The organism is Bacillus sp. RZ2MS9 (genome assembly GCF_001816185.2).
GTDB classification, from domain to species: Bacteria; Bacillota; Bacilli; order Bacillales; family Bacillaceae_G; genus Bacillus_A; species Bacillus_A cereus.
The window spans coordinates 2,186,664-2,210,548 of the sequence record NZ_CP049978.1 but is presented as its reverse complement, the minus strand read 5'-3'; the positions used below and the strand labels follow the sequence as shown (position 1 = coordinate 2,210,548).

Genomic DNA, 23,885 nt, shown 5'->3' with positions numbered 1-23,885 from the left:
CCATTTCTTTTTTATGCATAGTTTATTAAAAAATATAATTATTAATTTTTTGCTTCATCTCAGGGATATCTTCTCTTGTTACAGTGAAGCGAATAACCTTCTCATCAAGATCAAGTGCCTCAGCGAATAAACCAGCTAATCCACGTGATTTTCTATCTACTTCCATAATTATTTCTAATCGGTCGTATGCACGTGGCAAAATTAATAATTCTAATTCATCTAATCTGCCGTAGTACTCTCCAGAAACCGGAATAAACTCAAATTCTTGTGCGAATGGAACTTGTTTACGTAATCGATGCGGTAATTCTTCACATTCTATATGACGTGCTTTAAACCCTAATTCATTTACACTATCTAAAACACTACTTAATAATGCATTAGGTAACACTTGAACGTAGTCGCGGTCACTTGGGTCTATACTACGTTTAATATCAAGACCTGTATGAATCCAAACCGTTTTCATACCAAGTGTAAGTGGTGCTTCAATTGGCATTGGAAAAGAAAATGGAATGTCAACTGTTTCATTTGGTTCTACAGAAAAAGGTTCGGTTAAGCGTACTCGCTCTAAATCATATGTTGCTGTTACTTTTTTATCATCCACTTCTCGTACATACGACGTCGATAATGTTAAGTAAATGCTTTCAATTTGTTGGCTAACTGAACCTCCAGTTATATGAACCTTTCCAACTATTTCTTCCCCAACAATATACTCATCTTTTTCAAGAACAGTATCTACCTTTGCACTTCCAATACCAACGCTTGCTAAAAACTTTTGAAACATGGAGTCTCCATCCTTTCTAAAGCAGAAGCTACATCTTGTTTTAAATCTTGTACATTCTCATAGTACGGCGTTTTTATTTGTAACATTCGCATAAGCATTTCGCGATTATAATTTTCCAAAGTTAATTCTTCGTACCATGGTTTTTCCTGTTTTTCATTAGATTCATATCCTGCATATAATAAAAATAATGAGAAATGACCGAGCGCATAAAAGTCGCTACGAAATTGAACTTCTCGCATCAAAGCTTGTTCACCTTCGTAAGTTGTAGCTCGCTCATCATCCTCACCTTTCCATTTAGCTAATCCAAAATCAATAATACTAATTTGATTTTCTTTCATTAATATGTTTGGAATGCGTAAATCTCGGTGAATAATGCCTTCACTATGAAACACCGATACAATTTCTAATATTTCATATAAAATCTCAAAAACTTCACGTTCTGTATATACATACCCATCTATGAAAATATAATCTTCAAAATTTTTACCAGGCATGTACTCCATCACAAAGAAGCTCTTTTTCTCCCATATGAAATGATCATATAGACTAGGAATTGCATGATGATTTAATGTTTGTAAAATCATTTTCTCTTGTTCAAATGATTTTCTACCAGACTCATATCTTTGTTTACTTTGTCTTAATTGTTTTAAGACTTTATATCTATTTATTTGTAAATCATTAACGACATATGTAACCCCATAACTGCCCATTCCAATTACTGATTCAATTTTATAACGCTCTGCAACAATTGTATTTTTTCGCAGTGGTCTATCAAATAATGCTAGTACACGACGCCATTTCATCAGCTACTTGAAAAGAAGCTACGGCTTTTACGTTTTCTTTTATAATGTTGATGTCCATAACCAGATGAACGTCGTTTATAATCGCTACTTGAATACGAGCGCCCTCTACGACGATAATCACTACTTGAATACGAACGATATTTTTTCTTTCCTAATAAAGAATCAATAATTTTTTTGAACATTCCTTCACCTCTTGAGTAAAATTTTCTTTTCATTATATCAATAATTATTGACTATATTTGTGACAGGTTTGTAAAGAGTAAAAAACGACGAGTTATGCCCGTCGTTACTTTCATTCATCCTCTTCATCAAAAACTTCATCAATCATGCATTTCTCTAATAAATACTCAAATGTAATATCTGCGAGATCTTCAATTTCTTCTCGTTTTGGGACGTACCCTCTTTCAATTAGTTGCTCATAAAAAAACTCCGCAATCTCTTCCGTATCAATCACGACTTCAATTTCCTTCATGAGCATCACTCCTTTATTTCTGTTTTATGAAAAAATCTCAAAATTATGTATATGAGATTAGAAAAATAGATTTTATTTTTTTATAGGTCATAAGCTTTGGACGAGATGCATACGATTGTAGTACAAGCTATTCAAAGGGGGAAATAATAATGGAAAATCAATATGAAGTAGGACAAACAAAAGAAGAGTTCATGCATGAAGATCAATGGGCAGACTCTCTTATAAAGTGGCTTTTTATTTTTTTAATAGTTGTAGGCATACCTTATACTGCATATGTTGTTGTTCAATTTATTCTCTCTTTCTAGTTAACTATTTTTTCTCTGTCAATTTAACTAAATAATTATGAACAACATCCATTACAATTTTATATTCTTCATCTTTAAATGTATCGAACAATAATTGATAATCGTTATAAATGTCAAGTAATCCATCAATGATTTCTTGACGATTCGTCTTAACACTCACTTTTTTCGAGTTGTTAATTGACTTTAACTTTCCTAAATCCAATTTATTCATACCTGCTTTATCTTGTTTCATTTTCTTCAAAATTGCATTTGCCGTTTGAGCATTGGCTAGTAACGTTAAATCTGATTCATCCGCTTCTAACCATTCACCATCCGTAATCCGTGACAATTCATAAATTGTATCTTCCCATGCGTCATTCTTATATCTCCATACTTCTGTACGAAAACCAACAATACGGAAAACGTCTTTATCATATCCAGTTACTTGCACAAGATCACCAAACGTGAAATTATAATTTAATTCAATCCACTCCGTATCGCCCTTTTTCATATCTTGCTCTGTAACGTGCTGCAGCGTTTGCTCTACGTAAAATCCATCGTGATTATTGACTTCGTATACATAAACTCCATCTAAAACCTTCATATTTGTGATTTTCCCAACGGTTCCATATAGCGTAATCACGACTATGTCCCCTACGTTGTATTTAGGTTGTTTTTTTCTTGCCATCTCTATCTCTCCTTTTTTTGACGTCGTGATTTTGATATCAGTATATGCAACCTACATAAAAACGCTTATCACAGAAGCTTATATTCATAAATTTTTTCAATAAAAATTATAATCTTATAAAATTTACGTTACACTCAAAAAAAAGCTAGTAACTAGACTAGCTTCAAATCAACAAATTTCGTATAAAAAAACATACAGAATACTTCACTTTAAATAAAGTAATGTATTCTGTATGTTTTCAAATAGTTTTTATCTATCTTGTATGTATAAATCCCAGGCTTCATCAAATATAGACATACTTTCTAGCATTCCGCTCAACTCTAAGTATGAACTAATTTCATCATAGTCTTCAGATTGCTTCGGAAAACTTAAATCATCATACATCGCCTCTGCTAAATCTGAAATTTCATTTCTAAATAAAGCTGCACGATGCTTCATCATATAATGGTAAAATGTCTTTTTCAAAAATATTCCCTACCTTTCTAACTTGGGTACATTATACAAGGCAAAAAAGAAAAAAACCAGCATAAAAGCTGGTTAAAAGTCGAAATAATTTCTTTTTAATAGACGCGGTCTTCCCATTAATTCTTCATATGTTAGTTGTTTTGGTAAATCTTTCGTGTAAATTAAGAATAATTGATCTTCAATTTCTTTTACTGTATGGTCTGATTGATAGTCCATCCCGCACGAGGAACAAGAAATACATGGTGTCTCTTGGATTTCAATGGCTTTCGTACCATCTGGTAATTCCCAATATACAGTATTCAAGCTTTCTTTCGCTTCTGTACTGTCACACCACATACAATTCATACTGCATCACCCTCAGTTTTTTTGTCGTTTTCTTCTAACTTAGCCATTTGTGCTTGATATTTTTTATCTTTTAATTGATCGCGCTTATCACGTTTATCTTTTAAAGATGCATGCGTATCATTATCTTCGTAGTCTTTACGACGGTTCATACGCTGTAAGTCGTCTGGAACGAGGTTAAATTTCTTATCGCTCATAAGACCTGCGATACCAACATCTGAACGTTTTTCTTCGTAGTTCGGATAAATCTCTTTAAAGTATCCTTCCGCTCTTCCTGGAATATAGCTCTCTGGCTCTGGATACGTCGTAATAACACCTTCAAAGTTACGAAGTACAACTTTATCTGCACTTTGTGAGATTAAATAGTTTGGTTGAAGTGCAATTTTACCGCCTCCGCCTGGCGCATCAACAACGAATGTCGGAACAGCATAACCAGATGTGTGTCCACGTAAACCTTCAATAATTTCAAGACCTTTAGATACTGGTGCACGGAAGTGACCGATACCTTCAGATAAGTCACATTGATAAATGTAGTATGGACGTACACGGATTTTTACTAAGTCATGCATAAGTTTTTTCATAATTGGAACGCTGTCGTTAATACCAGCTAAAATTACTGCTTGGTTTCCGACTGGAACACCAGCATTCGCTAACATTTCACATGCCTTTTTCGATTCTTCAGTAATTTCAATAGATGTATTGAAATGTGTATTTAACCATACTGGATGGTATTTTTTAATAATGTTACATAAGTTTTCTGTAATACGTTGTGGGAATACTACTGGTGCTCTCGTTCCGATACGAATAATCTCAACATGCGGAATCTCTCGTAAATTTTTTAATACATATTCTAAAATTTTATCGTTAATTAGAAGTCCGTCACCACCGGAGATTAATACATCTCGTACTTGTGGCGTTTCACGAATATAAGCAATTGCATCATCTAATTGTTTCTTCGGTACACCCATTCCAATTTGTCCACTAAAACGACGACGTGTACAGTAACGACAATACATAGAACATTGATTTGTTACTAAGAATAGTACACGGTCCGGATAACGATGTGTTAGCCCTGGAACTGGTGAATCTTCGTCTTCGTGAAGTGGGTCTTCTAAATCATATTTTGTTTTATATAACTCTTCCGAAATCGGTACTGATTGCATCCGAATCGGACAGCGTGGATCATCAGGATTCATTAGCCAAGCATAGTACGGTGTAATGTTTAACGGGATCGTTTTCGTTGAAATTTTAACGCCCTCTTCTTCTTCAGGTGTTAAGTTAATCACTTTTCTTAAGTCATCTAACGTTTTGATCGTATTCGTTAATTGCCAAACCCAATCATTCCATTGCTCTTCAGTAACATCTTTCCATAATTCGATATCCTTCCAGTGACGATTTGGTTTGTATACATCATGTAACATTGCTATTCCCCCTTTTTATACGCTCATCCTTTATATAAGCAATAGTTATGCCAACTTTACATTGTTGATAAGTAAATGTGCGGAGAACCCTATTACATAAGCAAAAAAATATTTTTAAGCGTTGTATGAAATCAATACTTAACATCATATTCATTACTTTTTATATATGTAAACGCTCTTTTATTCGTGCAAACACACAAAAACCGCCGATTATTCGGCGGTTTTGTCGTACTTGCTCAGTTTATATTGAAGCGTTTGACGAGGGATACCCAACATTTTTGCGGCTTGTAATATATTCCCTTCCGTTTCAATCAACGCTTGATCTATTAATTCTTTTTCTGTTTGATGAAGTGCTTCTCTAAGTGGCATTATACCCTTCTTCTTCGAAAACTTCTCTTTCCGGAATGTACGTGGTAAACAATTGGCTGTCAATGTATTCCCTTCTGCAATAATAACAGCATGTTCAATCGTATGTTTTAACTCCCGGACATTTCCAGGCCACTGATAAGCTTGCAGTCTATCTTTCGCTTCCTCATCAATTTGAAGTACACCTTTTTTATAACTTTTATTATATTCTTTCAAAAAATAAGATGCTAATAATAGTACATCCTCAGTTCTTTCACGAAGCGGTGGGATATATAATGAAAATACGTTTAAGCGATAATATAAATCAGTGCGAATTTTATTCTCTCGTAAACATATTTCTGGAGGCTGGTTCATTGCGGTAATAACACGAACATCTACTTTTCTCGTCTTATTATCACCAATTCTTCTAATGACTCCATCTTCTAACACTCGTAACATTTTTGCCTGCAAATCAAGAGGCATTGAATTCAGTTCATCTAAAAATAATGTACCACCATCAACAAGTTCAAATAGCCCAGCTCTTTCAATCGCTCCCGTATAGCTTCCTTTTGTCGTTCCAAACAATAAACTTTCTAATAGCGACTCTGGTAAAGCTGCACAGTTTTGTGCAATAAATGGCTTGTTTTTTCTTTTAGAAGCTTCATGAATTGCTTGTACGAACAGTTCTTTTCCTGTTCCTGTTTCACCATATATTAAAACATTCGCGTCTGTTGGTGCTACTTTTTGTGCTAACTCTTTCGTCTGTTTAAACCGCGTATCATTTGTCACTATCGTCTCAAATGCAGCGTGCTTTTTAATCACTTTTTTTCTAGATGATCGCTTTATTTTCGACTGTAAGTCAACAATTGTGTCAGTAAGTTTTTGAATTGTAGAGTAATCCTTTGCAATTTCAACAGCCCCAGCAATATTCCCATCTATAAAAATAGGTAACGTCGTATTTACTGTACAAACATCTTCACCATTTAAATTTTGATAATGTTGTACCTGATGTACGATAGGTTTTTTTGTATCTAGTACTTTCATCAATGTACTCGTTTCCCTTGATAAAGACGGGAACGCTTCTAACAGATGTTTCCCTAACACTTTTTCAATCTTGGATCCATCGTGTTTTGCAGCTACAGAATTATAAAATATTGTAATTCCATTTTCATCTACAGCGTGTATAGCCTCATCAATACTGCCCAAAATCGCTTCAATGACTTCTTGTGTCGAAACTGCTAGCAATGTCATCCCCCCTCTTGCCGAAAATCCGGCAATTACATGCCGGATTTTCAGCACACCTATGTGCGATTGTAAGCATGACGATTCCGTTCTATAATTTTGACCAATTTTATATTTTCATTAGATAACTCGAAACTCTAATTAGTACAGCTTTTCGAACACCCAGCTCCACCTAACTGTTTTGCTTTACAGCCAAATTTTGAGACGGAAGTTTTACTGCTTTCGAATAACTAGATAGATCTTTCACCCATATATTCATATCTTCCAACTTATCGAAAATGTAGCAATTATTCGCCAGTCTTCCTGTATACGTATAGCCTAATTGATGAAAGGCAGCATTCATTCCGAAAGAAAGCGATCGAGCAATTGTATAGGAGCAGAAAATAGATCTTTCTCGAAGCTCTTCCTCTAATTTAATTAATAAACTTTTCATAAATCCATGTTTACGATATTCAGGTAAAGTAGCACAATTCGTTAATTCTGCATTCCCTTCCTTTATGTTCATTTCTGCAGATGCTGTACTAATAATTTTCCCCTCAAATTCATACACGTAGTAAATTGTATCGTCTTCTTTCATCGTCTGTAATACATAACTCGCTTCATTTAAAGGTGTCGGATACACTTCAAATACATTTCCGAAGACAGTTGCTAATTCTTCTGCATCTTCTTCAGTCGCTTTTCTCAGCAAAAATTTCTCTGGAACTACTTTTTCTTTTATTTCTTTTCCTTTTACACCGCTTAATATAGTATCTTCCTCAGTCCAATGCATACTATTTCGTCTTTCATCATTATTATATTTCACAAAAAAGTATGCATCGTGTCCTTGAAAATAATGAGGTATCGTTGCTTCCAACAAAAAACCGAAAGAGAGCCATGTTGAAACATGCTCTCCCTTTCCTTTAATAATACATTTAGTGAAAGAATGTTTCTCTGCTAGTTCGTCAATTGTCTGTATAATACTTTCAACATTTCCTGTATAGTGATCTACCCGGATACGTTTATTAAAATAATCTAAAACGCCTTCTACTGTATAACAATTCGTCTGTTCTCTAAAAGATTCATAGTATTTCATTTTTTCACCTCACACCAATCTAGTAATGTACATGCAATAATTTTTGCGGCAGCTATCATTTTATCAACTTCTATATATTCGTTTGGATAGTGTGCTACTTTCGTCTCTCCTGGACCAAATACTATTGTTGGTACGTTTGCAATTTGTGTAAATAAACCTCCATCAGTCCCCCACGGAGATGCTTCAATAATTGGTTCGTTCCCTTCGATTTCAACAAAGTTATGATGAAGTGTTGTAATGAGTTCATGATTTTCTTCTAATTCACCAGGAACCCATCTCGCTCCAAACCATTCTACTTCTACCGGATTTTCAACAAACCAATTGTCCACATCATTTAATTCAACAATCCAATTCTCAAACTCTTCTTTTGCCGCCTCTATAGTCTCATTCGGCGCAACACCGCATCTTCCTTCTAAAATTAATTCATCGGGAACAGAACTTGGCCAACTCCCTCCTTCAATTTTGCCAATGTTAATTGGAATTGGAATTGGAATTCCTTTAAATAACGGATCTGTAATTCGACTATTTCTTTTCTCCTCTAGCTTTCTTACATGTTCTATAACAAACATGCTTTTTTCAATTGCACTAACCCCTTCATAGCGCGTTCCACCGTGTGCAGCTTTCCCTTTTACACGTAGACGAAACCACATGGAACCTTGTTGTTTCGGGAAAAACTTCATATTAGTAGGCTCTGGAATAATGACACCATCTGCTTTATATCCTCGTAATATAGTTGCTAATGTCCCTGCTCCACCACTTTCCTCTTCTATTACACTTTGAAAATAGATGTCTCCTTTTAATTCAATACTAGATTCAATGATCGCTTCCATCGCAAGCATAAGTGCGACATTTCCGCCCTTCATATCCGTCGTTCCACGGCCATATATACGATTCCCTATTTTCTCACCGCTATAAGGGTGATGTTCCCACTGATTCACATCCCCTTCTGGAACTACATCAATATGCCCATTTAATATCATAGATTTCCCGTCGCCACTTCCTTTTAAAGTTGCTACAATATTTGGGCTATCTGAAAAACTTGTACGGGGTGATACAAAATAAGGATGATCTTTCATTTTAGAAAAGGAGGGCTCCCATATATCGAGATCTAAACCTAATTCACGTAATTTTTCAATCACAATTGCCTGCGCACCGCTTTCATCACCAGATACGCTCTTTTCTTGAATTAATCGTTTTAAAAATTTCACACTTTCCTCTTCATGGCTCTCAATATAATCACAAACTTGCTTTTTTAATTGCTCCATATATTACATCTCCCTTCATTCAATTACTAGTAAGTTAGAACTAATTTGAAAATCAGCTTCTGTATGTCGTTTTACATCTTCTACTGTGTATGGGCTCATTAATTCTTGTAATATAAGTCCACTCGGAGTTACCTCCATGACTGCCATATCAGTAATAATTAAATCTACACATTTCTTTGAAGTTAATGGCAATGTACACTCTGAAACAATTTTTGCATTTCCGTACTTATCAACATGATTCATCACAACAACGACCCGCTTCGCTTTTTGTGCTAAATCCATTGCTCCACCAATACCTGGAACACGTTTTCCAGGTACAATCCAGTTTGCTAAATCGCCATTTTCACTTACTTGTAATGAACCAAGAATCGTTATGTCTAGCAAACCTTTTCGAATCATCCCAAACGCTGTGCAGCTATCGAAATAACTCGCTCCTGTTATAAGAGAAGTTGGTAAACCTGCTGCATTACACAAATTTTCGTCTTCATTCCCTTTACTTGGCGTTGGTCCCATGCCCACGATTCCATTTTCCGCATGAAACATAACATTTATATCGTCAGGCAAATGATTTGGTACAAGCGATGGTATGCCAATACCTAAATTTACAATCATACCATTTTGTATTTCTTTCGCCGCACGCCTAGCAATCTTATCCCTCACTTCTACGCCCATACCCATTTCCAGTTCACTCCTTCCGACGGTACAATATAATTTACGAAAACACCTGGAACGACAATTTCCTCTGGATCTAAACTTCCAAGCGGGACTATTTCTTCCGCTTCTACAATTGTTATATCCCCAGCCATCGCTACATGAGGATTCATATTTCGTGCACTTTTGTCAAATACAAGGTTACCAAACGGATCTGCCTTTTTTGCATATACAATTGAAACTTCAGCAGTTAATGCTGTTTCAACTAAGTAAGTCTTACCATTCATTTCAACTGTTCGTTTTCCCTCTTCCACAATCGTATCAACACCAACATCAACTAAAACACCACCAAGACCAACGCCACCAGCGCGAATGCGCTCTGCTAATGTTCCCTGCGGAGAAAACTCAATTTGTAATCTTCCCTCGTTTAGTTGCCTTCCTGCATTTGGATTGGAGCCAATGTGAGAAGTAATTAGTGATTTAACTCTTTCATTTGTAACAAGACGACCGATACCTACATCAGGAAATCCAGTGTCATTTCCAATCAAATTCAAATTTGTAACGCCTTTTTCTAAAATTGCCTGTATTAAAGATGGAGGGGATCCAATCCCTCCAAATCCCCCAAACATTAATGTCATATCATCATGGAACAAAGAAATTACTTCCTCAATTTCTTTTAATTTACCGAATGTATTTGTAATAGTTGTCATGCGATACTATGCCCTCCTTTTTGCATCATCTCTTCCACACTTTTAGAGAAAATTGAAAGTAATTCATCTAACTCGGAATATGTAGTTGTCATTGGCGGTGCTACAAGCAGTGCACTATCTTCTTTTCCTGCTTGCCCTGAAACTGCTTGATATAAAAGCAGGCCGTTTTTAGCTGCAACTGAAATAAGCTCTGACGCTTTTGTAAACGGTTGCAATTCTACTCCGATTAGCAACCCTTTTCCGCGCACATCAGCAATGATTGTCGATTGTTGCTGAACTTTCTGTAAGCCTTTTATTAAATACTCTCCCTTTTCTGCTGTTTTTTCAGGAAGATTATGTTTCTCCATATATTCAATAACAGCTAAAGCCGTTGCTGCAGACAATGGATTTGCACTTAACGTATGACCGCTCATTACTGAACGTGATCCACGTAATATTGGTTCCATAACACGATCACTTACAACTGTCGCTGCCATCGGTGTATATCCCGCTCCTAACCCTTTACCAAGTGTCATAATATCCGGCTCTACGCCCCAATGCTCCATCGCAAACCATGCTCCAGTACGACCAAGCCCAGTCATTACTTCATCCGCAATAAATAAAATATCGTAATGGTCGCAAATCTCTTTAATGACTTTATAATAATCTTTCGGCGGAACAACCGCGCCTCCAGCTGCTCCGATAATCGGCTCAGCAATAAAAGCAGCAATATGCTCTGCACCAATTCTTTCAATTGATCTTTCTAGTTCAGTCGCACATGCCAGCTGACAAGTTGGATATACCTTTTGAACAGGACATCTGAAACAATATGGAGCTGGTATAGTCGGATAATCTTCCAAAATAGATACGAAACGTTGTCTACGTAGTGGATGCCCAGACATTGATAAAGCACCCATCGTAATACCGTGATAACTCATCCATCTTGATAAAATTTTATGTTTCCCTTGAATACCTCGCTCTTGAAAATGCTGAATTGCAATTTTCATAGCTGTTTCATTCGCTTCCGTACCACTATTTACAAAAAAACTCCAGTTCAAATCTCCTACACTTAAATCACTTAACTTCTTCGCTAATTTTTCAGCTGGTTCACTCGTAAACTGTGATCTATAAACGAAAGCAATCTCCTCAGCTTGCTTTTTAATAACGTCTGCAATCTCCTTTACGCCATGCCCAATACCTGCCGTAATTGCTCCTGACGAACCATCAAAATATTTATTGCCATTTTGATCATACAAATAAACACCTTTTCCATGTGAAATCATTGGATACGGCTGACCAACAAGTGGTTTAATTAAGTAATCGCGCATAGCGCTCCCCCATTTCTCCAATTTGTATATATATATGAAGAAAATTGACGTTTCTTTCATAAAAAAGAATCCTCTGCAAAAGCAGTGAATTTATCAAAAAACTATTATAAAATATACAAATGAGTGCTTAAAAAATTTTATAAAACAGAAAATTCAGAACTAAAAAACCGAAGACCAACCCTTTTCTATACGCCCAAATGACCCTCCTTTTTATATGAAATGACTGCATCACCAAATGTTTTTATAGCATAATGCCAGCTGTCCTTAAATACCGACATTCTGTACACTTCGACGGAACTCCCGTTAAACTCCTTCCTATTATCCTACTTTAAATTGCATATTTTAAAACAAATTTCGACACCCACCTTACTAATCAATTCAGATTCCTATTCATTATGTAAACTTTTCATTTTTAAACTATAAAAAAAGAACCGATTAACCACACTAATCAGTTCGTCATGACGCTCTCTTATGGGTTAATACTATCAATTGCTAAAATAAATAGAAAAATGAAGTTTACAAATTCATCCTACAGTCTATAACACAAAACCTTTTCATAACTTCATTCACAATTACTATCGGGATATCCCTATCCCGAAGTGGCACTCCTTTCCTCAGATTCAAAGTATCTTTCCTTTATAATTTATGTAGGACAATTATCACTTTGTATGTGTATTTGCCTATAATTAAAAAAATCCCTAGTTTTCTAGCGATTTTTGGACATGTATTCAATATGTTAATTGAAATGCACTTTCAATTTGGCATTTATTTTACTTTCGTACAGTCATATGTACTGCTTTACTCTGTGAAATTCTCGTAAGCACCAGCACCTCTTTATGAAAACATATTTGTTGTCACTTTTTAATTTTCCCTTTATAAAATCATTTTTTTTGCATAACCGCTTTCTTGCTTCGCATATAGTTTTAATGATGACAAAGGAGGAATGTTCATGTCTCAATCTGAAATCGAAAAATATGGACAAGAAGTTACGCAATACGAACAGCTCGCACGTTACTATCAGTTTCGTAACCCTAAAAAATATATAGAATTATATATGAAATATTACGATGCACTATCAAAACTTGTACAGGCGTATGAAACAAGAGACTCACAAGAAGCTGCTTTACCATCACATATAAGAATTTTTCATGCCGATCCAAATATACCGGCGGTTGACATTTTAGTAAACGGACAAAAGGTTATTAAAAATATTTCATTTAAGCAATTCAGCCCTTATTTATCATTAGTGCAAGGTAAATACCGTATAGATATTGTTCCTGTCGGAAATGAAACTCCAATCTTTTCAGCGTTGGTACCAATAATGGGAAATCATACTTATACTCTTGCTGCAATAAATAGTGATAATCACCTACAATTACAACCTATACTTGATAATACACATTTACCAGCTGGTCAAGCAAAAATACGCTTTGCACATTTCTCTCCAGATACCCCTGTTGTAAATGTAGATTTAAAAGATGGAGATCATTTATTTGAAAATGTACTCTTTAAACAAAGAACCGATTTTTTGCAAGTTAGCCCTGGTACAGCAGATATTGAAATTTCACTCGCAGATAATAAAAACATTTTATTGACTATACCGAAATTCAATGTTGAACCAAATGTTATTTATACAATTTCAATAGTAGGTTATTCAACTAAAGATCCTAAATTAGAAGCCGTTATACTCACAAATTAAAACAGTCTACACCATTCATTGGTGTAGACTGTTTATTTTTGAAATGCAATTTGAAATTCTGTCCAATCGTTATCTGATCGACACATAATGGATCCATTATGTTTTTCCACAATTTGTTTACATACAAATAATCCAATACCAGTTCCTAACTTTTTAGTAGTTACAAATGGTTCAAAAATCGTTTCTACATTTTCAGCTGGAATCATTGGTCCATTATTTTTTATCACAATTCGAATAGCTTGATCTTCTTCAAATACATCAATGATAATTTTTCGTTCTTCTTTCATTGATTCAAGAGCATCAATTGAATTCATTAATATGTTTAAAAATACTTGTCTCACTTCACTCCGATAACCAACAAGCGGAATTGGATACGGTAAATTCTTTTCAATCAAAACATTCGCATTGACCAAACTCGGATATAAGAATTGTATAATGTCTTGAAACAAGTCATTAAGCCAAAACCGTTCCGATTCATTCCACATTTCTTTTTTTGATACGAGTAAAAATTGCGAAATACGAAAATTTAATTGATCTAATTCATGCGAAATAATATCTAAATACGATAAACTCGGATGATCTGCCTTTAATAATTTGACAAACCCCATAATGGAAGTAAGCGGATTACGAAATTCATGTACAAAACTAGCTGACATTTGTCCTAAAATCGTCAGTCTTTCTTTATGTGTTTCGTTAATATATTGCTGTTTTTCCTCTAAATTCTTCGATATAATTTCCGAGTATTTTAAAACGGTATAATAAATTAATTTGTCAAAACAAGTATGTATTTTTGCCATAATTGGTTTCAATTCACGAGCACTAACATCTAATTCACACATCGCTTCGAAAAGTTCATTTCTTCCCACGTTTGCGTTATAAACAAAATCTCCAATATTCGCATCTGCTCCAGCACGTTCAATAGCAATTTTCTCACATAACGGTTGAAGATAATTTATATCTTTATCTTCCATAGTAAGTTCGATAATTAACTCTAGTAAATCCTCTCCATTTTGAACTACTTCTAGTTTAAATGGATCTTTTTCGGAAATTATCATTTTGTTTTTCCAGTTCTCTACGAATTGGTGCCTATTGTTTTTCAAGTGTGAACAAAATATTTCTTTAATATCCTTATCGATTGGAAAAACCTCCATTCCCTCCATTTCCATACGACGAATACCCTTTATATTTTGAATATTAACACAAAAAATACGATTCGTTAATAGATTTTTGTCACATTTTGTTAATTTCTGTTGATAAAATTATTTTTTCTTTCTTATTTAACTAATTGTATGCAAATCCCCTTTTTCCTTCACATATTTTCATTATTTCCGTAGTCAAAACGACTTTTTTTGCATCATTTTTAATTCTTGCGTACAATAGAAAATGAAAGGTGTGAAAAATATGGTAAATAAAAATGTGGAAGATTATCTCCAAGAAGGCATTTACGGCCAAAAGCAAAACAAACCAGAAGAACGTAATATGTATTTAACTACATTACGTGAGCGTGTGGAAATCGCTTTAACGATCGGTCAAGTAATGCAAAGTAATGTATACTCTGAAGTGGCGGGTAGCATGCGCCCTTCTCAATCATTACAACTCCTCCTAAATGGTGGCATTGCTTACCCACATTTATCAAAATACATTAAATTAGCAAACGAAAAAAATGTTCCTTTTACAATTGTTCAAAATAAAGATACAAAAACACCAATCGGTTTAGTATTAACTCATGCTACTGCTGTAGATAAAGAACAAATTTATGTAGAAGATACTATTTTCAAACAAGAAATGAAGTAAAAGTTACACTTAATTAAATAGTTACTAGCAGCGTAAAAAACGAGTATGGAATCGTAAACATTTCCTACTCGTTTTTTAGTGCAAGTTTTAAGTTTTTCTATTTTATTTTTTAATACATACTAATTTCATTTCTGTCATTTCTTCTATTGCATATTTAATTCCTTCACGCCCCGTACCACTTTCTTTCACACCACCATAAGGCATATGATCTACTCTGAACGTTGGGATATCATTAATCATGACACCACCAACCTCTAGCTCATCAATTGCACGCATTGCTTTAAATAAATTATTTGTGAATACACCTGCCTGTAAGCCGTAACGCGAATTATTTACTTGTTCAATCGCTTCATCAAATTCTTTAAATGTATTTACTGTCATGAGTGGACCGAATACTTCTTGGCACTGCACAGATACATGATTTGGAACATTTGTTAATACAGTCGGTTCAAAAATTCTTGCATCCCGCTTCTTACCACCGCATAAAACAGTTGCTCCTTCCTTAATTGCATCTTGAACCCACATATCAATTCGCTCTACATCTCTTTTTGAAATTAAAGCTGATACATCCGTTTCCTCAAGCAGTGGATCACCAACAACAACTGATTCCATCGCTTTCTTTAGCTTCGAAAGAAATTCATGCATTTTCGTTTCATGTACAAAAACACGTTGTACTGAAATACAAACTTGCCCATTATTAACAAATGCTCCCCATTTTACACGTTCAATTATTTCATCTGTTAACTCTACATCTTCATCAATGATAACAGCAGCATTTGAGCCTAGTTCTAACGTAACTCGTTTTAGCCCAGCCTTTTGTTTTATTCCGATTCCAACTTTTGGACTTCCGGTAAAAGTAATAGAAGCAACGTAATCATTTTTGACGATTGCCTCACCAACCGTGGAGCCAGGACCAGAAATGATATTTAAAGCTCCATTTGGCAATCCTGCCTCTTCAAATAACTCAACTAATGCATAAGATGATAATGGCGTTTGATCAGCTGGCTTTAATACAACTGTATTTCCGGCAGCGATTGCTGGTCCAACTTTATGCGCTACTAAATTTAATGGGAAATTAAATGGTGTAATAGCCCCTATAACCCCAATCGGCTTTCGGATTGTATATGCAATACGCCCATCTGCACCAGGTGCGGCGTCTAATGGCAATGTCTCACCATATATACGCTTCGCTTCTTCAGCTGCAAATTTGTATGTTTGAACAGTACGATCTACTTCTCCCCTTGCAGCACGTATTGGTTTTGCAGCTTCTTTTGCAATAATCTCTGCAAATTCTTCTCTTCTTTCATCCATTTTTTGTGCAACTTTCTCTAAAATAGTCGCACGATCATATGCAGATAATGTATTCATTTTTGTCATTGCATTTTTTGCAGCGGTAACAGCCTCTTTTACATCTTCTTCCGTGCCTTGTGCAATTTCCGCTAATGTTTCTTCAGAATATGGTGCATATAATGGTTTATACGTGTTTACAGATTTCCAATCTCCATTTATATATAAATGCTTTTTCATACTTCTTCTCCTTCCAAATATATGTATACAACAATACTTCACCTAGTGAAAGGTTTGACTTATGTCATTGTATCATAGCCCTTATCCCTCAAAAAACATTATGCTCAAAAAAACTCTGCTATATAGCAGAGTTTACGAGCTAATTTGCTCTTGTAACGAAATTTGTTTTTCATCTTCTAAAATAACAATCGATTCTACTATCTTTGTAACTTCTAATCTTTTTATATAATGTCCATCTAATTCTTTCACACAAAACTTATAATTTTCAATTTCAATGGAATCCTCTTCAGCAATCTCTATATTCTTCGTTAAAATCCAACCACCGATTGTATCAACACCATCATCATCAATCCCTAAACCAAATAACATATTCACTTCACTAACAAGTACTTTTCCCTCTAGTATCGTCTTCGTTTCACTAACCTTTTGAATTTCTGGCTGCTCATCCGTATCAAACTCATCCTGAATATCTCCAACAATTTCTTCCAGAATATCTTCAACAGTAACAAGTCCAGATGTTCCACCATATTCATCTATCAATATAGCAATATGTGTTCTTTCTTTTTGCATTTTTAAAAACAAATCATGAATTGGAATAGAATCGATAACTAAAATAATTGGTCTCATATATTGCTCTACTGTCTTCTTATTAACAGCTTTATGTTGTACAAATTCAGTAAAAATATCTTTAAAATTCACAAAACCTATTACGTGGTCTTTGTCGCCATCAACAACTGGATACCTTGTATATTTTTCACGAGACATTTTTTGCAAAGCTTCTTCAGCAGGCATCTCTTTACTTATAATATTCATTTCAGTTCGAGGTACCATTATTTCTTTTGCAATGCGATCATCAAATTCAAAAATTTTATTCACATATTTATATTCAGATTGATTAATCTCACCATTTTTATAACTTTCTGAAACTAACAACCGTAATTCTTCTTCTGAATGAACCTCATCATGTCCCTTCGGCGGTTTCAGCCCTAGCAGCTTCGTAATGATTCGAGCTGAACCATTTAATAGCCAAATGAATGGGAATGCAATACGATAAAAGAAAATTAACGGCTTAGAAACAAGTAAACTCACTTGTTCAGATTTTTGAATTGCAAATGTTTTTGGGGCCAATTCACCTATTACAACATGTAAAAAAGTAATTAACAAAAACACTAAAATTACAGCAAAAATGTCTGCTAGTTGAGTAGAGATATTCCAATTTGCAAAAAGCGTATCAAACATTTGCTTTAACGCAGGTTTACCAAACCACCCAATTCCTAAAGCTGTAACAGTAATTCCCAGCTGACAAGCAGATAAATATTCGTCTAAGTTTGTAATGACTGTTTTGACCGATGTTGCACGATTATTTCCTTCTGCAATTAAATAGTCAATTCGTGAACTTCTCACTTTAACAATTGCAAATTCTGCTGCAACGAAAAATGCCGTTAAAGCAATTAAAACAATCACTATACTTATACTATATATGTCCAAATACTTTTCCTTACTTACTTTGTAAGCAAGGAAGCCACCTCCTACTTAATTTTATTCAAGTGAAGTAAGCATTCTAATACTCTAACAAAATTCTACATTAGCAACCACCTTTTTATATATTATATGCATACATAAAAAAGATATTTATCATTATGATAATCTAATTCATTTACACTAGTCAAATTATTCTAAATGTTACGATAAAACATTTTTATTTAAACGAACTATTCTTCTCAACTCAATTTCGTGAAAAAACACTTTCTTTGCCGATTCCACACTTCTTTTGTCGCACTAGAAGGGAACTTACTTCATAGCTCGAAATCATTCAACAGGATATATATAGGAGGGATTATTTTGGAATATAAAACACCATTTATCGCAAAGAAATTAGGTGTTAGCCCAAAGGCTGTTGTCCGGATCGCACAACAATTAAATCTTACGATAGAGAAAAACAAATATGGCCACTTTATTTTCACACAAGAGGATGTCGATCAAATGTTAGAACACCATCGATTTCAAATAGAGCAATCTCAAAATTCTCAATCTACTCAAAAGGCTTCCTCAAATGAAGTTGAGGAATTAAAAACTCAAGTTAATACAATTGTTCAAAACATATTACCCAATGATTTTGAGCAATTAGCTGATCAATTAAACACTATTACGAGAAGACTTGATCGAATGGAAGAACAAATGCAAGATAAGGCAAATGATGTCGTCACGTACCAACTTTTACAACACCGTCGTGAAATGGAGGAAATGTTAGAGCGAATTCAAAAGTTAGAAGCTGCCCTAACGAAAGAAGAACCCATTTATATTACTCCTGATTCAAAACCAACATATGAACGAGAAAAGAAACCGAAGCGCCGCAAAATGATTTTTAGTATATTTGGATTATAATTTTTAGACCCTTATTAAAATAATAAGGGTCTTTTTTAATGAAGAGTTATATCCTATATAAATATTATTCTCTTTATTATACATATTCACTTCGCTTTATTTCATTAACATAATATTTTTACTGTATTCTGCAATTAATGCCTGTGCATGAGCATTCCCTTGAATCACATCACGAAATTCTTTTAAAGAATACAAATGCGTAACCCCTTTTCGAGCATGAATTCTTACTGGTACACCTTGTAAAGTATCATGAAACTGAAAAGGATTATCTATTGGTTCAATTGGAAAACCAAGTGTAAGTAAATACATATACATTCTTTTTGTTACTGCTGCAATGTACCATTCAGCTTTTGTTTCTAACGCATGTATAAATAAAATAGCTGTTAGCCTTTTGAAATGTCCTCTCCCACGAGACGTTTTCGAAATACTTAACTTGCCTATTTCATATACATTCTTCAAATCTTTTACTAAATCATTTTTAGAAAACGGATAGAAAAACTCAGAATTTGATTGTTCAGGTACCGTATACTTAATACATTCTACTGTACCAATAGGATGTTCATCTTCTATTAATAAAAATCGTGATGGATTTAAATTACGTTCTACGAACATTAAGTTTCTTTCTTCACAAAAATCTCCCCATAGTTGCTCGAACCCAAAATGTTCTTCCTTTGTTTGAACACGCTGGAACATATTTAACCGCCTTTCCCATCGCCGCTCTGTTTTTGATAACGCTTTCACTATCTATCATATAAGAACAAATCTTCGTATGCAACTAAAAATATTTATGACTTATTATATTCTGCAAAATGAATTAGATTCCAATTTAATCGACTTTTATCCCGCGCTCACATTCCTTTTAATAACACATTTGTATCACTTTTCAAATCTAAATTACATTATGTTTTTTTCCATACAGCATATAATTCTTCTTAATCTAAAGAAATCCTTTATGAAAAAGGATTTCTTTTACTTCTTAATGCTTTTTAACCATTTTTCAAAAATTTGTACCATCCCATGTTTTCCAGCTAATTTCTCTTCCCCTTGTTTCGTCTTATATGGATATAACTGCAAGAAAACACCGCATCCAGACTCAATTTTTTTACTATGCATATGGCTTCCTGGATATACACAAATGACTTCATAAATTGACCTTCGATAATAGACTCGCTTTCCATCCTGTTCTTCTACATACTTTATAGACCAGTACTTATACATTTGCTCAGTTGCTTTCGTATTTCCGACGTGCTGAAAAATATTGTACATTGGACTATACTTCACTTCAATAATAATAGAAGATTTATATACGTATTTCCCATCTTCTTTTACATAACAGTCTAAGCGAATATCTGGCTTCTTCGTATCCTCACCATTGTAAAAATTACTACCTTTACTTAATGCAATAAGAGGATGTGTTTCAATTAAGTCATTAAATGCGACATGCATCTTTATATCATCTCGTTCTAAAACTACTGTCGTTCCATCTTGTAATCCATCTACATAAAAATGTTCTTGTATTTGTTCACGGATAGAGTTTCTAGCTTCAAAACCAATTTGCTCTAAAATTGAAATAACGATAAAAAAAGCGTAATATTCATACACTAAAAACGTTGGCTTATAAACAAATAATAACGATGGAGATTGATCCGTATATTGCGGGAGTACTTCTAAATGATGTAGTAATTGTTGATGTGGTATCGGTAAATCATGTAAGTTCATGTTACTTGTTTCGGTAACTTCCCTCCAAAACGAAGAATGCATTAACATTTGAAAGTATTGTACATTTTCATGCACAATATGCGCCAATATTTTATATTCTTGTATTTTCATTGAGCTCTTTCGTAAATCGGCTTCTTTTAGTAAATGTATATTTTTATATTTTTGCTTCTCTCTATCAGTTACCGATCCATTACGCTCAATTGTTTGTATAATCGTTTTTACGGCTTGAAACTCTTCTGATTTTTTCTTTTTTTCTCTTTCTAAGATTTCAATTGTTTGACGTAAAAAACTTTTTGCTTCAATTAAATAATGATAAAATTGCATCGCTTTATATTTAAGAAATGCATTTTCCTTACTATTTTTTTGTTCCATAAACTTACGATTATAATGTTTGGCATAAGGTTTTCGTTCTGCCACTATAGTTCCTTTTCTTGTTGGCCTTCGCTCTTTTCCTTCCCATTTATATTCATTTATAAATTTTGAGCTTGATTCTATTTTCTTAAAGATTTGCTTTATCATTTTCATTTTTTGGGGTAACTTTCTAAGTAACACTAAATAAGAAGAATCCTCAATATCGCTAAGTGCAGAGAAGGTCTTTTTATAGTAACCTCTATCCAAAATCAACTCATTTAAAATTGACTTCACATAGTCTTGAATCATTTCAAATTGATCATCAAAAAAGTTTTTCGGTACGATTTGAAATGCGCCATAATACGTTGTATCTTCTATACGCACTTCAAAATGGTATAAACCACAGCGCCATGGATAAAAGAATTCTGTTTTCCCATGTTCATATATTAATACTCTTTGTTTTTTTTCATTTATTTCATATTGAGCCTCTTTTATATTTTTCTGTCCCTCATATACTTTATTCCATATAAAAGTAATATTCATTGGAATTTCATAATTGTACTGCAATCTTATTGGTTTTAATTCTTGTACTTTATAAATACATTGAACTAATGCTGTAGTAGATGTACAAAGACGATTTAATAAAATATAATCTCCTTTCCCCTCATTTCCAATGATTAACTTTAATACAAAAGGGAGCGTTTCATTCGTATCAACGATTTTTGTTTCGTAACGCCCTTCATTTTGCATATCCATACAGCTCCAGTTCTCTACGTTTTTCTCGTATATATGCTAAAGAGTGTTCAAATGTAGATACTCTGTTTGCAAGTGCAGATTGCAAAAGAGGTACTAAGGTCGCCCCCCTTTTTGCTTCTTCAGAAAGTAAAGGCCCAACCATCATTTCGGTCCCTCTGATTTTCGTCAATACACGCTGCTTTATTTGTAAATCAAACCCCTCTTCTCTACTGATCATATAGGTATGATTATTTTGGAAAGGTATGTTTTGCAAATAATTCGCAATTGCATTTGCACATCGGAAAGAAATTCCCTTAGACGCGTCATGTGATGACAATACGACATGCAACTTATCTAATAGCTCTAATTCTTCTTCAGAAAACACTTCAATCATCGCTTTATTTCTCATCCAATTTATCCGAAATTCTCCCGCTGTTACTTTCAAAGGTGGATGTAATACGACTTTCCCCTGTTCCATGTCCATCTCACAAAACGGAATTTTCTGTAACGTTATTAGGTTCGTTCGATCTAATAATCGATCAGAGAGCTCTTTTGTTGTTTCATCAAAATTCACAGTACCTACAAATATAATATTTTCTCCAATTTCAATTGTTGATGGAATTGAATTCTCTATGTCCTGTACACCCTCATACAAGTTTAAAATACGATTTTTTGTTTCAAGTTCAAGAACAGATAGAAACGGAGTAAACCAATGCTCAATATGAGACATGTTCATTTCATCAAAAACGATTATATACAGTTGATTTGGATTTTCTTTCGCCTTCATTAACGTCCTAACTAACTTCGTTTCACTTTCAATAAAAGTACCATTTGGATGAAGGTAACCAAGTAAATCATGTGGTTCTTGATACGATGGCGAAATCGGAATCCAAACCAACTCTTCCCCATACTGTAACCCTAATGCTTCTGCATAAGTTTGCACAAACCGTGATTTCCCAACGCCCGGTATACCACCAAGAATCGTTAACATATTTGTTTTTACACTTATATGGAAATTATAAATATCCGTTTCATCCAAATATAACCCTTTATTATGCACCATACTTTGTACATACTGTAAAAAAGACGATTCACGCTCATCCCATTCCCATTCATCTTTTTGTACTTTTATATCCTCTACTTCAACTAGCTTACCTTCTTCATGCATTCGTTTTTTTAATTGCTCATACACATAATCACTTACAAAATATAATTGATCTTCTACCGCTATTTCTACATACTTCGTCCAGTCACTGCAGTTTATATATTTACATTCACGTTTCTGTTCAAAATAGGCAATTGAGCTAATTGATGACTTTAGGGATATGTTTCCGTAAAGTCTTCCATCGTGCCACAATAATTCGGGAGGCTCAAAGTCTTTCGGAAATTTTGGCATAAGAAATGATAAATAACCGTTGCTAAGTTTTCGTTCTAAAGATTCTCTTTTTTTATTATTTGTAACTTTAGGTGCCGGAATCATTTTATAGCTGCTTGCTATTTCTTTCGGTTCTTCTGTACATATTAACTCCACGTATACATTTCCTCTTTCATAATAAAGACGAAACATTACTAGTTGCTTTTCTAATTTCCTCTTCTTTAATTCCGAAAAGATTTTTTCATTCTTTTTATTGCTACATAACCCTTCAAATACATATGGTTCATTTGTAAATTGTTCCTGTAAAGTGAATGGTATTGGCGATAAGCATTGTACAAAGAAATTCTCTCCACTCTTCTCTTTCTCAGCTTTTGTAAATTTCCCTAAAAATCTCATATAGTACATTCGTTTTATAAAACTTGGCTGAAGAGCTTTATGTAATTTCACCTTAG

Annotated in this window: 24 protein-coding genes; 4 read left to right on the top strand and 20 right to left on the bottom strand. The window is 34.1% G+C overall.

The window, feature by feature from the left end:
- Positions 1-25: 25 nt before the first annotated feature.
- The 4 genes from BHV55_RS11430 to BHV55_RS11415 all read right to left on the bottom strand — a co-directional run bounded on the left by BHV55_RS11430 (position 26) and on the right by BHV55_RS11415 (position 2,056).
- Positions 26-781: a sporulation protein gene (locus BHV55_RS11430; protein ID WP_000486631.1), complete on the bottom strand. Its 756-nt coding sequence runs from the start codon at positions 779-781 to the stop codon at positions 26-28.
- On the bottom strand, positions 763-1,584 hold the full coding sequence (locus tag BHV55_RS11425; protein ID WP_070757410.1) for a serine/threonine protein kinase: 822 nt from the start codon (positions 1,582-1,584) through the stop codon (positions 763-765). Before BHV55_RS11425 ends, BHV55_RS11430 begins: the two co-directional genes overlap by 19 nt.
- Positions 1,584-1,766, bottom strand: coding sequence for a hypothetical protein (locus tag BHV55_RS11420; RefSeq protein WP_000473371.1), 183 nt, complete (start codon positions 1,764-1,766; stop codon positions 1,584-1,586). The genes BHV55_RS11425 and BHV55_RS11420 overlap by 1 nt, the downstream gene beginning before the upstream one ends.
- Positions 1,767-1,876: 110 nt before the next feature.
- A complete protein-coding gene (locus BHV55_RS11415) occupies positions 1,877-2,056 on the bottom strand; it encodes a YozD family protein (protein ID WP_000658451.1) in 180 nt (59 codons plus the stop codon).
- A gap of 149 nt (positions 2,057-2,205) precedes the next feature.
- Between BHV55_RS11415 and BHV55_RS11410 the strand changes: the two genes are divergently transcribed.
- Complete coding sequence (locus tag BHV55_RS11410) at positions 2,206-2,361, top strand: DUF3930 family protein (RefSeq protein ID WP_000431486.1); 156 nt, start codon at positions 2,206-2,208, stop codon at positions 2,359-2,361.
- Between the two features lie 4 nt (positions 2,362-2,365).
- Here the strand turns inward: BHV55_RS11410 and BHV55_RS11405 are convergent, their stop codons facing one another.
- The 10 genes from BHV55_RS11405 to BHV55_RS11360 form a co-directional block, all read right to left on the bottom strand.
- Positions 2,366-3,028 (bottom strand): hypothetical protein, encoded by a 663-nt coding sequence (locus BHV55_RS11405; RefSeq protein ID WP_000101499.1) that lies wholly within the window; start codon positions 3,026-3,028, stop codon positions 2,366-2,368.
- A 249-nt stretch (positions 3,029-3,277) separates the two neighbouring features.
- Entirely contained in the window at positions 3,278-3,493 is a 216-nt protein-coding gene (locus tag BHV55_RS11400; protein WP_000750717.1) for a YozE family protein, read from the bottom strand.
- A 72-nt stretch (positions 3,494-3,565) separates the two neighbouring features.
- Positions 3,566-3,838: a YokU family protein gene (locus BHV55_RS11395; RefSeq protein ID WP_000995763.1), complete on the bottom strand. Its 273-nt coding sequence runs from the start codon at positions 3,836-3,838 to the stop codon at positions 3,566-3,568.
- A complete protein-coding gene (kamA, locus tag BHV55_RS11390) occupies positions 3,835-5,256 on the bottom strand; it encodes a lysine 2,3-aminomutase (protein WP_000902142.1) in 1,422 nt (473 codons plus the stop codon). Before kamA ends, BHV55_RS11395 begins: the two co-directional genes overlap by 4 nt.
- A gap of 210 nt (positions 5,257-5,466) precedes the next feature.
- Positions 5,467-6,852: an arginine utilization transcriptional regulator RocR gene (gene rocR / locus BHV55_RS11385; RefSeq protein ID WP_011110073.1), complete on the bottom strand. Its 1,386-nt coding sequence runs from the start codon at positions 6,850-6,852 to the stop codon at positions 5,467-5,469.
- Positions 6,853-7,015: 163 nt separating this feature from the next.
- Entirely contained in the window at positions 7,016-7,915 is a 900-nt protein-coding gene (gene ablB, locus BHV55_RS11380) for a putative beta-lysine N-acetyltransferase (RefSeq protein WP_070757411.1), read from the bottom strand.
- Entirely contained in the window at positions 7,912-9,180 is a 1,269-nt protein-coding gene (locus BHV55_RS11375; protein WP_000436691.1) for a peptidase, read from the bottom strand. The genes ablB and BHV55_RS11375 overlap by 4 nt, the downstream gene beginning before the upstream one ends.
- 15 nt (positions 9,181-9,195) lie before the next feature.
- Entirely contained in the window at positions 9,196-9,858 is a 663-nt protein-coding gene (locus BHV55_RS11370; protein ID WP_000525278.1) for a CoA transferase subunit B, read from the bottom strand.
- On the bottom strand, positions 9,843-10,541 hold the full coding sequence (gene atoD, locus BHV55_RS11365; protein WP_000208107.1) for an acetate CoA-transferase subunit alpha: 699 nt from the start codon (positions 10,539-10,541) through the stop codon (positions 9,843-9,845). The genes BHV55_RS11370 and atoD overlap by 16 nt, the downstream gene beginning before the upstream one ends.
- Entirely contained in the window at positions 10,538-11,848 is a 1,311-nt protein-coding gene (locus BHV55_RS11360) for an aspartate aminotransferase family protein (RefSeq protein WP_001205882.1), read from the bottom strand. The genes atoD and BHV55_RS11360 overlap by 4 nt, the downstream gene beginning before the upstream one ends.
- A 949-nt stretch (positions 11,849-12,797) precedes the next feature.
- On the opposite strand from BHV55_RS11360, the gene BHV55_RS11355 reads away from it, so the two are divergent.
- Entirely contained in the window at positions 12,798-13,547 is a 750-nt protein-coding gene (locus tag BHV55_RS11355) for a DUF4397 domain-containing protein (protein WP_048567972.1), read from the top strand.
- A 32-nt stretch (positions 13,548-13,579) separates the two neighbouring features.
- Here BHV55_RS11355 and BHV55_RS11350 read toward each other — a convergent pair whose 3' ends face one another.
- Positions 13,580-14,713 (bottom strand): BA2291 family sporulation histidine kinase, encoded by a 1,134-nt coding sequence (locus BHV55_RS11350; RefSeq protein WP_000425086.1) that lies wholly within the window; start codon positions 14,711-14,713, stop codon positions 13,580-13,582.
- A gap of 235 nt (positions 14,714-14,948) precedes the next feature.
- Here BHV55_RS11350 and BHV55_RS11345 point away from each other — a divergent pair, with 235 nt between their 5' ends.
- Positions 14,949-15,341 carry a YueI family protein gene (locus tag BHV55_RS11345; RefSeq protein ID WP_000247557.1) on the top strand — a complete coding sequence of 131 codons (393 nt, stop codon included), beginning with the start codon at positions 14,949-14,951 and terminating at the stop codon, positions 15,339-15,341.
- A gap of 102 nt (positions 15,342-15,443) precedes the next feature.
- Here the strand turns inward: BHV55_RS11345 and BHV55_RS11340 are convergent, their stop codons facing one another.
- A complete protein-coding gene (locus BHV55_RS11340; protein WP_070757412.1) occupies positions 15,444-16,868 on the bottom strand; it encodes an aldehyde dehydrogenase family protein in 1,425 nt (474 codons plus the stop codon).
- A 132-nt stretch (positions 16,869-17,000) separates the two neighbouring features.
- Positions 17,001-18,356, bottom strand: a complete 1,356-nt coding sequence (locus BHV55_RS11335) for a hemolysin family protein (protein ID WP_001987328.1) — start codon at positions 18,354-18,356, stop codon at positions 17,001-17,003.
- A 354-nt stretch (positions 18,357-18,710) separates the two neighbouring features.
- Here BHV55_RS11335 and racA point away from each other — a divergent pair, with 354 nt between their 5' ends.
- Complete coding sequence (racA, locus tag BHV55_RS11330; protein ID WP_000456021.1) at positions 18,711-19,253, top strand: chromosome-anchoring protein RacA; 543 nt, start codon at positions 18,711-18,713, stop codon at positions 19,251-19,253.
- 96 nt (positions 19,254-19,349) lie between these two features.
- On the opposite strand, the gene BHV55_RS11325 is transcribed toward racA, so the two are convergent.
- The 3 genes from BHV55_RS11325 to BHV55_RS11315 all read right to left on the bottom strand — a co-directional run bounded on the left by BHV55_RS11325 (position 19,350) and on the right by BHV55_RS11315 (position 23,880).
- Positions 19,350-19,946 (bottom strand): hypothetical protein, encoded by a 597-nt coding sequence (locus tag BHV55_RS11325; protein WP_016512876.1) that lies wholly within the window; start codon positions 19,944-19,946, stop codon positions 19,350-19,352.
- Between the two features lie 276 nt (positions 19,947-20,222).
- A complete protein-coding gene (locus BHV55_RS11320; RefSeq protein WP_048567970.1) occupies positions 20,223-22,073 on the bottom strand; it encodes a hypothetical protein in 1,851 nt (616 codons plus the stop codon).
- On the bottom strand, positions 22,063-23,880 hold the full coding sequence (locus tag BHV55_RS11315; protein ID WP_070757413.1) for an AAA family ATPase: 1,818 nt from the start codon (positions 23,878-23,880) through the stop codon (positions 22,063-22,065). The genes BHV55_RS11320 and BHV55_RS11315 overlap by 11 nt, the downstream gene beginning before the upstream one ends.
- Between the last annotated feature and the right edge of the window lie 5 nt (positions 23,881-23,885).